General features: G+C 70.5%; 11 protein-coding genes. 6 read left to right on the plus strand and 5 right to left on the minus strand.

The annotated features are described in order from the left end of the window. Window positions 1-4 precede the first annotated feature (4 nt). Genes DZA62_RS19645 through DZA62_RS19660 form a run of 4 tightly spaced genes read left to right on the plus strand, consistent with a single transcriptional unit; the run spans window position 5 to window position 5283 of the window. Window positions 5-1003, plus strand: a complete 999-nt coding sequence (locus tag DZA62_RS19645) for an ABC transporter permease (RefSeq protein WP_198663979.1) — start codon at window positions 5-7, stop codon at window positions 1001-1003. A 17-nt stretch (window positions 1004-1020) separates the two neighbouring features. Further along, window positions 1021-2886: a dipeptide/oligopeptide/nickel ABC transporter permease/ATP-binding protein gene (locus DZA62_RS19650; RefSeq protein WP_332871889.1), complete on the plus strand. Its 1866-nt coding sequence runs from the start codon at window positions 1021-1023 to the stop codon at window positions 2884-2886. Beyond that, window positions 2883-3896, plus strand: a complete 1014-nt coding sequence (locus tag DZA62_RS19655; RefSeq protein WP_116950628.1) for an ABC transporter ATP-binding protein — start codon at window positions 2883-2885, stop codon at window positions 3894-3896. Before DZA62_RS19650 ends, DZA62_RS19655 begins: the two co-directional genes overlap by 4 nt. Continuing rightward, on the plus strand, window positions 3880-5283 hold the full coding sequence (locus DZA62_RS19660; RefSeq protein ID WP_198663981.1) for a serine hydrolase domain-containing protein: 1404 nt from the start codon (window positions 3880-3882) through the stop codon (window positions 5281-5283). The genes DZA62_RS19655 and DZA62_RS19660 overlap by 17 nt, the downstream gene beginning before the upstream one ends. Window positions 5284-5320: 37 nt before the next feature. Here DZA62_RS19660 and DZA62_RS19665 read toward each other — a convergent pair whose 3' ends face one another. The 5 genes from DZA62_RS19665 to DZA62_RS19685 are packed head-to-tail and all read right to left on the minus strand — an operon-like array spanning window position 5321 to window position 10524. Then, window positions 5321-6904 (minus strand): N-acyl-D-amino-acid deacylase family protein, encoded by a 1584-nt coding sequence (locus tag DZA62_RS19665; protein ID WP_116950630.1) that lies wholly within the window; start codon window positions 6902-6904, stop codon window positions 5321-5323. Next, entirely contained in the window at window positions 6901-8058 is a 1158-nt protein-coding gene (locus DZA62_RS19670; protein WP_116950631.1) for a pyridoxal phosphate-dependent aminotransferase, read from the minus strand. Before DZA62_RS19670 ends, DZA62_RS19665 begins: the two co-directional genes overlap by 4 nt. Beyond that, a complete protein-coding gene (locus DZA62_RS19675) occupies window positions 8055-8669 on the minus strand; it encodes a TetR/AcrR family transcriptional regulator (protein ID WP_157987780.1) in 615 nt (204 codons plus the stop codon). Before DZA62_RS19675 ends, DZA62_RS19670 begins: the two co-directional genes overlap by 4 nt. Window positions 8670-8716: 47 nt before the next feature. Next, on the minus strand, window positions 8717-9880 hold the full coding sequence (locus DZA62_RS19680) for a pyridoxal phosphate-dependent aminotransferase (protein ID WP_116950633.1): 1164 nt from the start codon (window positions 9878-9880) through the stop codon (window positions 8717-8719). After that, window positions 9877-10524, minus strand: a complete 648-nt coding sequence (locus DZA62_RS19685; RefSeq protein ID WP_116950634.1) for an RraA family protein — start codon at window positions 10522-10524, stop codon at window positions 9877-9879. The genes DZA62_RS19680 and DZA62_RS19685 overlap by 4 nt, the downstream gene beginning before the upstream one ends. Before the next feature lie 211 nt (window positions 10525-10735). Between DZA62_RS19685 and DZA62_RS19690 the strand changes: the two genes are divergently transcribed. Next, the gene (locus DZA62_RS19690; protein ID WP_157987781.1) at window positions 10736-12340 is read left to right on the plus strand and encodes a gamma-glutamyltransferase family protein; all 1605 of its coding nucleotides are present in this window, start codon (window positions 10736-10738) and stop codon (window positions 12338-12340) included. 154 nt (window positions 12341-12494) lie between these two features. Further along, window positions 12495-13277: an electron transfer flavoprotein subunit beta/FixA family protein gene (locus tag DZA62_RS19695; RefSeq protein ID WP_116950636.1), complete on the plus strand. Its 783-nt coding sequence runs from the start codon at window positions 12495-12497 to the stop codon at window positions 13275-13277. Window positions 13278-13289 lie beyond the last annotated feature (12 nt).

Here is a 13289-nt window from a genome sequence, read left to right on the forward strand (position 1 = left end):
GCTGGTGACCGCCGAACTGTCCAGCCCGGGGAGGGCCTCCGCCGCGCAGGGGCTACGCAATCCCTGGGTCGCGTTCCTGATCAGGCGTCTGTCGTGGCTGGTCGTGTCGCTGTGGGTGGTGGTCACGGCCGCGTTCCTGATGATCCAGCTGGTTCCGGGTGACCCGGTGCGGGCGGCGCTCGGGACGTCGGCGCCGGCAGAGCTGGTGCAAGCGCGTCGAGAGTCGTTGGGCCTCGACGATCCCTTGCCGACCCAGTACTGGAACCATCTCCGTTCGGTGCTCACCGGTGACTTCGGGACGTCGATGACGACCGACCTCCCGGTCTCGCAGCTGGTGGGTGACCGGTTGCCGACGACCGTGACACTGGCGGCGCTCTCGTTTGTGGTGATCATCCTCATCGCGGTGCCGCTCGGCGTGACGATTGCGGTGCTGACGCGTGGAGCGCGGTGGCGTGGTGGAGAGCTGGCCTTCACGTCGGCGAGCGTCGTCGTGGCGGCGATCCCGGAGTTCCTGCTCGCGGTCGGCCTGGTCTACGTCTTCGCCGTGACTCTGGGCTGGTTCCCCGTCGCCGGTGGCGACGGCATGGGCGCCTGGGTCCTGCCGGTCGCCTCCCTGTCCATCGGCCCGGCGGCCGTCATCGCACGGATCGTGAGGGTGGAGGTGCTTGCCGTCCTGGGACAGGACTTCGTGCGAACGGCGCGCGCCAAACGTCTGCCTCCCTGGCGGATCTACGCGCGCCACGCATTGCCGAACGCGTTGACCGCGACCCTGACGCTCACCGGCCTGCTGCTGACCGGACTGGTGGCCGGGACGGTGCTGGTGGAGAACGTCTTCGCGCTGCAGGGACTCGGCTCGACCATCGTGCAGTCGATCCTGCAGAAGGACTACCCGGTCGTGCAGGGCATCGTGCTCGTGTACGGGGCGCTGGTCCTGCTGGTGAATCTCGTGGTGGACCTGGTGCTGGCGGCGCTGGACCCGCGCTCGACGATCCGGGAGGCCTGATGCGCTCGCGCAGGTGGATGCGTGTCGTGACCACACCCTCGGGTGCGGTGGCGGTGGCGCTGCTGGTGCTGGTCATCGGGCTGGCGATCCTGGCGCCGATCATCTGGGGCGACGCCGCCTCGGAGGTCAACGACAGCGCGCCGGTACAGGGCCCGTCGAGCGCGCACTGGGCCGGGACCGACGCACTGGGGCGCGACATCTTCTACCGGGTACTGGTGGCCACCCGGCTCTCGATCGAGCTGGCGGTGATGGCCTCACTCCTCGGCGTGGTCGTCGGCACGGTCGTGGGCACGGCGCCGTCGGTCCTGCCGCGGTGGGCGGGCAGATGGGTGAGCTCGGCCGTCAACATCGCGGTGGCGTTCCCGAGCCTGCTGCTGGTGTTGTTCTTCGCGGTCGTCTTCGGCGTGGGGACCACAGGCGCCGTCCTGGCCATCGGCCTCGCCTTCGCGCCCGGATTCGCCCGGCTGACGCAGACGCTGTCGGCGGCGGTCGTGGGCCGCGACTTCGTGGCGGCCGCGCGGGTGGCCGGCGTGGGGCGGCTTCGGATCCTGGTCCGGCACGTCCTGCCGAACATCGGCGAACCGCTGGTGGTGAACGCGACGATCAACGCCGGCCAGGCGCTGCTGGCGTTCGCGGGGCTGTCGTTCCTGGGGATCGGCGTGCAGGCGCCGTCCTACGACTGGGGCCGGCTGCTCGGCGAAGGGCTGACCCAGATCTACGTCAACCCCGCGGCCGCGCTGGCTCCCGCCGTGGCGGTGGTGATCGCAGGGCTCGCGTTCAACCTGCTGGGGGAGACAGCGGCCGCCGTGATCGGGGTCCGGACCGGCCCAACGAGATCGGGTCCGCTTCCGGCCACGCCCGGACGCGACGAGCCGATCGACGCGTCCGGCGATCAGCCGGTCCTCGCCGTCGAGAACCTGCACGTCGCGTTCCCTCGTGACGGCCGTTGGGCGACTCCCGTGCGCGGCATCAGCTTCGCCGTCAGGCCGGGCGAGTTCGTCGGCGTCGTCGGCGAGTCCGGCTCGGGTAAGAGCGTCACGGCCTTGGCTGTGTCGCGGTTGATCGAGCACCCGGGCGTGGTCACCGCCGACCGGCTGGACTTCGCGGGTGTGCCGATGCTGTCCACGCCTGAACGGGAGCTGCGTCCTCTTCTCGGTACCTCGCTGGCCATGGTCTTCCAGGACCCGACGACCTCGTTCAATCCGACCCGGCGGGTCGGCCGGCAGCTCGCCGAGGTCGCCGAGCAGCACCAGGATCTGCGTCGCGGACCGGCTCTGGCGCGTGCGGTGGATCGGTTGCGCGCGGTGCGGATCGCGGCAGCTGAGCGCCGGGCGGGCCAGTATCCGCACGAGTTCTCGGGCGGAATGCGACAACGCGCGATGATCGGCATGGGGCTGATGGGGACGCCCAAGCTGGTGATCGCCGACGAACCGACCACCGCGCTGGACGTCACGGTGCAGGGGCAGATCCTCCGGCTGCTGTCGGAGGTCCGCGCCGAGACGGACGCCGCGATCCTGCTGATCAGCCACGACATCACCGTCGTGGCGCAGACCTGCAGCCGGATCCTGGTCATGTACGCGGGGCGGATCGTCGAGGACCTGCCGGCCGCGGACCTGACCCGCACGCCTCGCCATCCGTACACGAAAGCGCTGCTCGCGGTCGTGCCGGACCTCGCCACAGATCGTGAACAGCCCCTCGTCGCGATCGCTGGACGCCCGCCCGCACCCGAACAGATCCCCGCCGGGTGCGCGTTCGCCGCTCGGTGCCCGTTGGCCGATGAACGCTGTAGGACCGATGATCCGGCGCTGGTCCAGGTCGCGCAGCTGCATCGCGTCGCCTGCTGGCACGCCGATGACCAGCACGATCAAGGGACGATGGGATGAGCGAGCTGCGTTTCGAGCACGTGAGCGTGCGGTACGGCTCCGGCCGTGCCGCCCTGACCGCGGTCGATCACGTCAGCCTGACCGTGCCGTCCGGTCAGGTCGTGGGGTTGGTCGGGGAGTCGGGTTCGGGCAAGTCGACGCTGGCTCGCGCGGCGGTCGGGCTGTCTCCGGTCGCCGAGGGCCGTGTGGTGCTCGAGGGCACCGACGTGCGCAGGCTGCCACGTCGTCACCGGCCCCTGCAGATGGTCTTCCAGGATCCGTACTCGAGCCTCGACCCGCGCATGACCATCGGCCAATCCGTCGCCGAGGCCATGCCCCGCGCCGCGCACGGCGGGCGGCGCGGTCGACGGCTGGAGGTCGCCCGGCTGCTGGAACTGGTCAACCTGGATCCGGAACGCGTCGACATGCTGCCCGGCGAGCTCTCCGGTGGGCAGCGGCAACGAGTCGCGCTGGCCCGGGCCCTGGCCGGCCGGCCCGAGGTCATCATCGCTGACGAGATCACGTCGGCACTCGACGTCTCGGTGCAGGGGGCCCTGCTCAACGTGGTCCGCGGCCTCCAGCGTGAGCTGGGGCTGTCGATGCTGTTCATCTCCCACAACCTGGCCGTCGTGCGCTACCTGTCCGATGTCATCGCGGTCATGTACCTCGGTCGAATCGTCGAGGTCGGCCCCACCCTCGACGTGCTGTCGCGTCCGCAACACCCCTACACACGAGACCTGCTGGCGGCGGCCTCGCACACGAGACATGGGCTCGATGACCCTCTGGTGAGCATCGCCGACGCCGAGCCCGCCGACGCCGAGCCCGCCGACCCGCATCACCCGCCCGCCGGCTGTCGCTACCACCCCCACTGTCCCATCGGTCCGCTCGTCCATGCCGATCGTCGGATCTGCGTTTCCGCGGATCCCGCCGAAGGCGCTGAGCAGCGTCCCCACCACGCCGCCTGTCACTTCACCGAAGGCGGAGAACACCTACTCAACCGGGAGGAAGACCGGCATGTCCGCGGCCATTGACACGTCGGATCTCGAAGCACAGGTCGATCGCCTGAACGCCGAGCTCGGGCTGCCGGGACTCGCCGTCGGCATCTGGCACGGGGGTGAGGAACAGTACGTGTACCGCGGTGTCACGAGCGTACGGAACCCGCTGCCGGTCGACCAGGACACGCTGTTCCAGTTCGGCTCGACCGGGAAGACCATGACGGCCAGCGCGATCATGCGCCTGGTCGAGCGCGGCCTCGTCGACCTCGAGGCGCCGGTGCGGCGGTACGTCCCCGAACTCCGGCTGGGCGATGAGCTCGTCGCTCGCGACGTGACGGTGCTCCACCTGCTCAACCACACGGCGGGCTGGGAAGGGGACATGGTGGACTACACGGGCGAGGGCGACGACGCCCTCGAGCGTTACGTCGCGCTGATGAGCCGCCTGCACCAGGTCAGCCCACTCGGAACGATCGTCTCCTACAACAATGCCGCCCTCTCGCTGGCCGGTCGGGTCATCGAGAAGGTGACCGGAGTGACCTACGAGACGGCCATGCGCGAGCTGCTGCTCGACCCGCTCGGTCTGCACGACACCCTGTTCTCGATGAACGACATCATGCTGCGTCGCTTCGTGGTGGGTCATCATCAGAGGGCTGACGGCCGGATCGATCAGGCCACGACGTGGGCGGTCCCGCGCGGTCGTCGTCCCGCCGGTGGAATGTCCGCCACCGCTCGCGACCAGATCGCCTGGGCACGATTCCATCTCTGCGGCGGCCTCACGCCGGACGGCACCCGGGTGCTCAGCGCGGAGACGATCCGTCGCATGCAGCAGCCGACCGCGTCCATGCCGGGTAGCGGGCTGGGCGATCACGTCGGCATCAGCTGGCTGCTGCGCGACGTCGACGGCGTTCGGCTGGTCGCCCACGGCGGGACGACGATCGGCCAGCATTCGGACTTCGTGATCGTCCCGGATCGCGACTTCGCCGTGGTCGTCCTGACCAACTGCGGCCCCAACGGGAACCAGTTCAAGAACCAGTTCACCGACTGGGCCCTGGGTGAGTACCTCGGCCTCGCCCAGGCCGATCCGTCGCTGTCGCTGCGGCCGGACGATGAGCTGACCCGGTACGCCGGCAGGTATCAGACCATCGTGGCAATGAACGATGTCAGGGCGAGCGAAGGCCGGCTGGTGATGACGCAGGGAGCGCGCCCGGACCGGGCCGACACGCTACGCCGGGCGGGGGAGGACCCGGAGGCCCGCCAGGAGTTCGTGCTGGCGATGGTCGAGGGAGCTGGCGATCGATTCGTCGTGGTCGAGGGGGCGACGAAGGGCGCGTCGGGCTACTTCTCCCGTGACGCCGGGCGCCGCGTGGACGGCCTGCACTTCGGCGGCCGGCTCGCGAAGCGGGTCGGGGGAGCGGCGGCCTGATCGACACCGCGTCCGCCGGTCCGGTTGGGCGCGGCGACTACGCCGGACGTAGCCGAACGCCACGGCGCGGACCGATGTAGTGCGAACCTTCGACCGTGATCGCACCGGCCTGCATGACCCAGCCGATGCCAGCGGGCGCCCGCACGGGATCCCGGTAGTCGCACACGTGGTCGACGTGGTCGGGATCGAAGGCGACGAGATCGGCGACGTAGCCGCGCCGGACCAGTCCCCGCTCGGGAATGCGGAAAACCTCGGCGGGCAGCGAGGTCATGCGCCGGACCGCTTCCCCGAGCTCCATGAGCTTCTCGGTCCGGACGTACTCCGCGAGGATCCGCGGGAAGGTGCCGAAGGCGCGCGGGTGCGGCTTGCCGCCACCACCTGGTGGCAGGCCGTCCGACCCGACCATGGTGTCGGGGTCGGCGAAGGCGTCGCGGACGTCGCCGGGATCCATCACGAACAGCACCATGGTCGCGCGGAGGCGCTCCTCGGTGAGGACGCGGATCAAGGCGTCCACCGGGGACAGCTCCAGATCGGCCGCGATCTCAGTGAGGGTGCGGCCCTCGTGACGGTGACTGTGCGTCGAGCTCACCATGACGTTGTCCCAGCCGCCGGCCGCGTGAAGGTGCGATTCCCACCCGTCGATGCCGTGCTCCATGGCGTGGGCGAGCTCGCGCCGGCGTTCCGGCGAGGACAACCGGCCGAGAACCGCGTCGTTTCCGCCGGTCAGGAAGTGCGGCGGGAGCATCGCCGTCAGCACGGTCGATCCCGCCGTGTACGGGTAGATGTCCTTCGTGAGCGGCCGGTCGCTGCCCAGCTCCTTGACCAGGTCCAGCGCCAGGGGCATGCGGCCCCAGTTGTCGCGCCCCCTGGCCTTCAGATGAGAGATGTGCACCCGGCAGCGGGCGGTCCTGCCGATCCGGTCGGCCTCCCGGATCGAGTTCAGCAGCTGGGAACCCTCGTTGCGCAGGTGCGTCACGTAGAGCCCGTCGGGGCCGAGCTGACGCGCCAGCGCGATCAGTTCGCCGGTGTCGCTGAAGATCCCCGGCGGGTAGATGAGTCCGCTGGACATGCCGAAGGCGCCGCCGTCGAGTGCCTTGTCCAGCTCGCGCCGCATCAGTGTCAGCTCGTCGGCATCGGGGGCCCGGTCGTCCAGGCCGAGCACGGCGATGCGCAGCGGCCCGTGGCCGACCAGCGGCGCGTAGTTGGTGACGTAGCCGAGCGCGTCGGTCCGCTCCGTGAACTCCGACCAGGACGACCAGGTGACGTCCAGCGGCGGGAACGTACGATCGGCGAACGCGGCGAACGACTCCGGTGCGAGCGTGCTGGCCGGCGCCAGTGACTCGCCGCAGTTCCCCACGACCTCGGTGGTGACCCCCTGCAGGATCTTGCTGGTGTCGTCGTCGGCCAGCAGGGGCGCGTTGTCCGCGTGCGAGTGCACGTCGATGAAGCCGGGGGCGACCACGAGCCCGCTCGCGTCGATCGTCGGCGCCGCGTCGGCGGGGATGCGCCCCGGGGGCTCCACGGCGTCGATCCGGCCGCGGCGGATCAGGACGTCGGCGCGCGCCGGCGGCGCCCCCGAACCGTCGACGACGCGTCCCCCTCGCACCAGCCGGTCGCTCACCGCGGGCTCCGCGGGCGGGCGAAGTAGTCGGCGATCCGGTCGAGGCCGTTGGCGAGCACGGACTCGCTCGCGGTCAGGGAGAGCCGGAGATGTCCCTCGCCGCTCGGCCCGAACTCGCGACCGGCTCGGACGAGGACGCCCCGCAGCGCCAGCTCCCGGGTGACGTCGACGGACCCGAGGCGATGCTCATAGCGGGGAAAGGCGAACAGCCCGCCCTCCGGAACGTCGGCGCTGAGCCCGGGGATGGCCCGGACGTGCTCGATGACCAGATCGCGTCGCCGCTGCAGGATCTCGCTCATGTCCGAGGTCCACGGCAGCCCCGTCCGCAGCGCGGCGAGGGCGGCCCGCTGAGCGATGGTGTTGACCGAGGTGAGGGTGTTCCGGTGGACGAGGGCGATGTCGTCGATGAGGGGTGCCGGCGCGATCGTGTAGCCGACCCGCCAGCCGGTCATCGACGACGTCTTCGACATGCTCTGGCAGTAGATGAGCCGGTCGCGCCACTGGTCGATATCCACCGCGGACGCGAATGTGCGGCCGTCGAAGGTGAAGCGGTCGCAGACCTCGTCGCTCACGACGACCACGCCGTGCCGGGCGGTGAGCCCGGCGAGCTGCGTGAGCTCGTCTCGCGTGAACACGGCGCCGGTCGGGTTGGACGGGTTCACCAGCACGAGGAGCCGGCAGCCCGGGAGCTGCCGCTCGATCGCCTCGAGATCGAGATGTCCGGCCGGGTCCAGCGGCACGTGGACGGGAACGCCCCCGGCCATCTGCACCACCGCCTCGAACAGGGAGTACGTCGGGTCGAGCAGCAGCACCCGGTCGCCGGGCGAGACGGTCGCGGTCAGCGCGGCGTGTGCTCCCGAGCTCGCCCCGTTCGTGACCAGCACCTCGGCGGCGGTGTACCGGTATCCGGCCACGGCGGAGGTCACGGCCGCCGCCGTCTCCCGCAGCTCGGGGTCGCCGGTGAGGTCGCCGTACCCGGTTCTGCCCTCGTCCATGGCGGCCGTCGCGGCACGCAGCACGGGATCGGGCGTGGCGAAGTCGGGGTCGCCGCTGCTGAGCATGATGGTGCCGGGGGTCCGTCCGTGGACGACCGCGGGACGAAGGCTCCCGGCGCGCAGTCGCCGCACGACGGGGGAGGGCTCGTGCGGCGTCATCGCTCGCTCCGGGCCGCCGGGTCCAGGTGGACGTCGGCGCTGCCGCTCAGCCACGCCGGCAGGCCGGCCAGGAACGTCCTGACCAGGAGGTCGACGATCCGGCCGGGATCGGTGCAGCCGTGGTCGTGGAGATCGCGGATCTCGCGGGGGTCGCTGATCTGGTTGAGCAGCATCAGGGCCCGTGGCAGCGCGTCGGCCGGGTACGTGTCGCGGAGCGTCCGCTCGACCGGGCCGCGCCACGCCTCCGCCGCGGACGAGACGACGGGATCGCCGGACTCGAGCCGGGCGAGATAGCCGCGCCGGGAACGCAGCTGGATGAGCACGGCGCCGTGCGCGACGACGAGGTCGACCCAGTGGCGCATTACCGAGCGCAGGGGGTCGGCGTCGTCCGCGGGGAGGCGGAGACTGACGTCGCGCAGGTCCTCGGTGATCCCCAGGACGACGGCCTCGACGAGGCGCGCCATCGAGGGAAAGTGGCGGTACGCGGTCGCGGTCGAGATCTCGGCGTGGGCGGCCACGTCGGCCATCGTGGCTGTCTCGCCGTCAGCGGCCAGCACCACGCGCGCGGCGGCCAGCAGGCGTCGCCGGTTGCGCCGGGTGTCGCTTCGCACGTGCTCGCTCCGTCCGTCCTCGCTGGTCGTGGCCGGGCCGGGCGCGATCACGTCGTGCTCCGGAGCCGGCGGTCGAAGTACGACCGCATCCGGTGCAGCCCGGTGCGGAGGTCGTCCGCCCCGGCCGCGAACGAGATGCGCACGTGTCCCTCGCCCGAGGGGCCGTACTCCGACCCCGCCCTGACGATGACCCCATGGTCGCGAAGGCCCAGCGTGACGTCGACGGACGGGTGGTCGCCCTCGTACCTGACGAAGGCGTAGAAGCCGCCTTCCGGGGGGACCAGAGCGACTCCGTTCGCTCCGCTCAACTCGTCGGCGACCAGGTTCCGGCGTTGCTCGTACGCCTCCAGCATGGGCCGCAGCGCTGCGTCGTCGAGGCTCAGGGCGCTGACCGCCGCGATCTGGGCCGCAGTGTTGACGGAACCGTTGACGGTGCGATGCACCAGTGCGGCGGCCTCGACGACCGGACGCGGGCCCACGAGGTAGCCGACGCGCCAGCCGGTCATCGCGTAGGTCTTGGAGAACGTCTGGACGTAGACGGTTCGGTGCGCGAGAGCGTCGACGCTGAGGGCCGAGCAGAACTCGTGACCCGCGTAGACGAAGCGATGGTAGGCCTCGTCGGCGACGACCAGGGTGTCCGAGCCCTCCAGCATCGCGGCCAGCGCGCGTAGCTCGTCCCGGGTGTGCACCACGCCGGTCGGGTTGGCCGGGTTCGAGAAGATCACCAGCCGGGCGCCGGGAAGCGCCGCGTGGAGGCGGTCGAGGTCCCAGTGCAGGGACCGGGCCAGCGGGACGTGGACGGCTCGGCCTCCGGCGAGCACGACGAGGTCCGCGTAGAGGGAGTAGGCCGGCTCGGGGATGACCACGCGGTCACCGGGGTTGACGGTCGCGAGGATCAGGGACGCGAGGCCGGCGGTGGCTCCGTGCGTCACGAGCACGTCGGACGCCGTCCAGCTCCGTGCCCCGGGCAGGCGCTCGGCGATCGCGGCTCGCAGGCTCGGGTGGCCCTGCTGGTCGGCGTAGTGCGTGTGCCCGTCGCGTAGTGCCTGGGCCGCGGCGTCGACGATCGCGGCCGGGGTCGCGAAGTCGGGATCGCCCATCGCCAGCGACACCGCTCCCGGTGGCGGGGGCGCGAGGGCCGGCCGGAGCGACGCGGCGCGCAGGTCGTCCGCCCGGCCGGCCGGACGCCAGGTGGCTGCGGGGGAGGTCATGAGGAGCCCCCCGGGCGCTGGCGGATGCGTGAGCGCAGCTGGTTCTCCCGGCCCAGAGCCGCCTGCCACTCGTCCGACACGTGCTGGACCTTGCTCACCGGTACCACGACGACGCCGTCGGCATCGCCGATGATGATGTCGCCGGGGCCGACGACGATGCCGCCGGCCGCCACCGTCGCGCCGACGGTGCCCGGTCCGGTCTTGTACGGCCCCGCGGGGGTCGTGGCCCGTGCGTACACCGTCAGTCCCAGCTCGCCGAGCGCCGTCACGTCTCGCACCGCGCCGTCGATCACCGCGCCCCGCACGCCGGCGCCGACCATGATCTCGCCGATGAGATCCCCGATGAGCGCGCGCGTCGTGTCGCCCCGGCCGTTCACGACCAGGACGTCGCCGGGGCGGGCCTCGTCCAGCGCGCGATGGACGGCCAGGTTGTCCCCCTCGCGCGTGTCGACCGGCAACGCGAAACCGATCAGCGTCGCCCGGTCGGTCAGCAGCCGGACGCCGCCGTCCATGACCGTCATCCGGTTCAGGACGTCACCCACGAGCGCCGCGGGGATGCCGTCGAGCCGCTCGAGCCAGGCGTCCGGCGGCCGGTCCCACGGTGGCGCGACGTCGATGCTGTCGGCGGGCACGGAGAGAAACATGAGCCTCCTCCTGAAATGAGAGTCGAGACGCATTTCGGCTGTCACTCTGACCGGCTGCGGGGGAGGTGTAAAGGCCGGGAGAGTTGTTGCGACCGACGTGCCGTGTCGAGGATGGAACCCGCGACGATCGTCGATACCGATCGGCCGGCGGGTCGTCTGACACTGACTGCACGATGGCCAGTGCCGAGTGGTCTTCAAGGAAGGACACGTTGTGGATGACGCAGCACGCAAGCGACTGACCGATCAGGCGAGGTTCGGCCGCAAGGAGGTGGCCCGCGGCCGGAACGGCATCGCCGTCACCAGCAATCCGATCGTGACGCAGGCGGCCGTCGACGTGCTGAAGTCCGGCGGCAACGCGGCCGACGCGGCCCTCGGGGCCTCCGTCGTCCAAGCGGTGGCCGAACCGCACATGACCACCATCTGCGGCGTGCTGTCCATGCTGTACTACGACGCGCGGACCGGCGCGACGACCTACCTCAACGGCTCGATGAACCGCCCGGAGAAGCTGGAGTCGCTCTCCGTGGACGACCTGACCACGGGCAGGAGTGTCGCCGTGCCCGGCTTCTGGGCGGCCTTCGAGGCGGCGCTGGACCGGCACGGGACGAAGCCGAGGAGCGAGTTGGTGGCGCCCGCCATCGAACTCGCGCGGGAGGGATTCGAGGTCTATCCGTTCCTCTACGGCATGGCCTTCGAGCAGGCCGGGACGCTGGGCCGCTACCGGGAGGGGCGGGAGCTGTTCTTCCCCCGCGGCGGCCTGATCGAGGTGGGTGAAGTGCTGCGCCAACCCGCGCTCGCCGAGACCCTGGAACAACTCGTGGCCGGAGGGGCTGACTATTTCTACCGTGGGGCGTTCGCGGAGAAGATGGTCGCGACGGTTCAGGCCGCCGGAGGGGTGCTGAGCCGGAAGGACCTCGACGAGTACGCCGTGCGCTGGATGGAGCCTGCTCGTGGCACCTACCGGGGCTACGACGTGGCAGCCTCACCGCCGCCGGACACCGGCGGTACCCACATCATCGAGATCCTCAATCTCCTCGAGCTGATCCCGGTCACGGAGTGGGGACCGCCGACGGAGTCCGCCGACTCGCTGTACTGGATGCTGCGATTCTGCGGTGAGGTGTTCGCCGACGGTGGCAAGCTGCGCGATCCGGAGTTCTTCGACGTGCCGCTGGATCTCATCGTGAGCAAGGAGTATGCGCAGCAGCGGTTCGAGATGATGAAGATGAGCGCTCCCCGCCCGACCCGGACGCCGATCTACCCCGGCTCCAATCACGTGACGGTCGTCGACGGCGAAGGGAACGTGGCAAGCATCCTGCACTCGGTGATGAGCATGCCGTGGACCAACGGCTTGTTCGTGGACGGCGTGCAGCTGTGGGCCGGCGCCGCGCACTTCCTGAGCCAGCTGCCGCCGCCAGGTGGCCGTGGCACCTGCTACGTGGCGCCGACCATCATCTTCAAGGACGGAGCACCCGTGCTGGCCGCGGGTTCGCCCTCGGTCTCCCTCATCCCGAACATCGTGCAGAACACCGTCAACATCCTGGACTTCGGGATCGATATCGAGGATTCGGTCCATCGGCCGCGGTTCGGTGGCCCGACGGTCGGGACCATGCGAGATCCGTCGGCACCACCGGTCTACGCGATCGAGGCGGACATCGACGAGACGCTCCGGGCCGAGGTGATCTCGCGGGGTGTCGGTCTCGAGGTGTGCAACCCGTGGAGCATCCACTCCGGCAGCTATGAGGGCGTGCACATCGCAGCGGACGGCGTCATGAGTGCCTGCGCCGACCCGCGCCGTACCGGGAAAGCCGCTGCGGTTTGAGTGCACCTGGCCTCGGGATTTCACCTCGCCGGTGACGAGTACGGCGCGTAACGCAGGGCTCGGGGTCCGCCGCGGAGCCGCCGGTGACGGCCGCACGTCACGCGGGTTTCTACGCGGCCTGTGAATGACCCCGACCCACGGAGGAGGATGGCTTGTGAGGATCGTCACCCTGGTTAAGTACGTTCCGGACGCCACCGCGTACCGGTCTTTCGCTGCTGACAACACGACTGATCGTGCTGGTGTGGACGGCTTGTTGTCAGAGTTGGACGAGTACGCGGTCGAGGAGGCGTTGAAGATCGCCGAAGCGGGCGACGGTGTCGAGGTCGTCGCGTTGACGGTGGGCCCTGCGGGCGCGGACGCGGCGTTGAAGAAGGCGTTGCAGATGGGCGCGGGTGCCGCGGTGCATGTGGTGGATGACGCGTTGCATGGGTCGGATGCGTTGGCGACGGCGCGGGTGTTGGCGGCGGCGATCGGCAAGATCGGGTCGGTGGATCTGGTGTTGACGGGGATGGCGTCGACCGATGGTGGGATGAGTGTGGTGCCGGCGATGTTGGCCGAGCTGCTGCGGTGGGCGCAGGTGGGGTTCGTCGGTGAGCTGTCGGTGTCGGGGTCGTTGGTGACGGCGCGGCGTGATGGTGACACCGCCAGCGAGACGATCGAGGCGGGCCTGCCGGCGATCGTCGCGGTGACTGATCAGATCAACGAGCCGCGGTATCCGTCGTTCAAGGGGATCATGGCGGCGAAGAAGAAGCCGGTCCAGACGTGGGGCCTGGCTGACCTCGACCTCGATCCCGCGACGGTGGGGTTGGGTGCCGCTTGGTCGGTGGTGCGTGAGGTGGTGAAGCGGCCGGAGCGTGCCGCCGGCATGGTCGTGACCGACGAGGGTGACGGCGGCGTGCGGTTGGCCGAGTTCCTCGCCGACCAGAAGTTCATCTGAAGGGGTTGTGAC

The organism is Jiangella endophytica (assembly GCF_003427025.1).
In the GTDB taxonomy this organism is placed as follows: domain Bacteria; phylum Actinomycetota; class Actinomycetes; order Jiangellales; family Jiangellaceae; genus Jiangella; species Jiangella endophytica.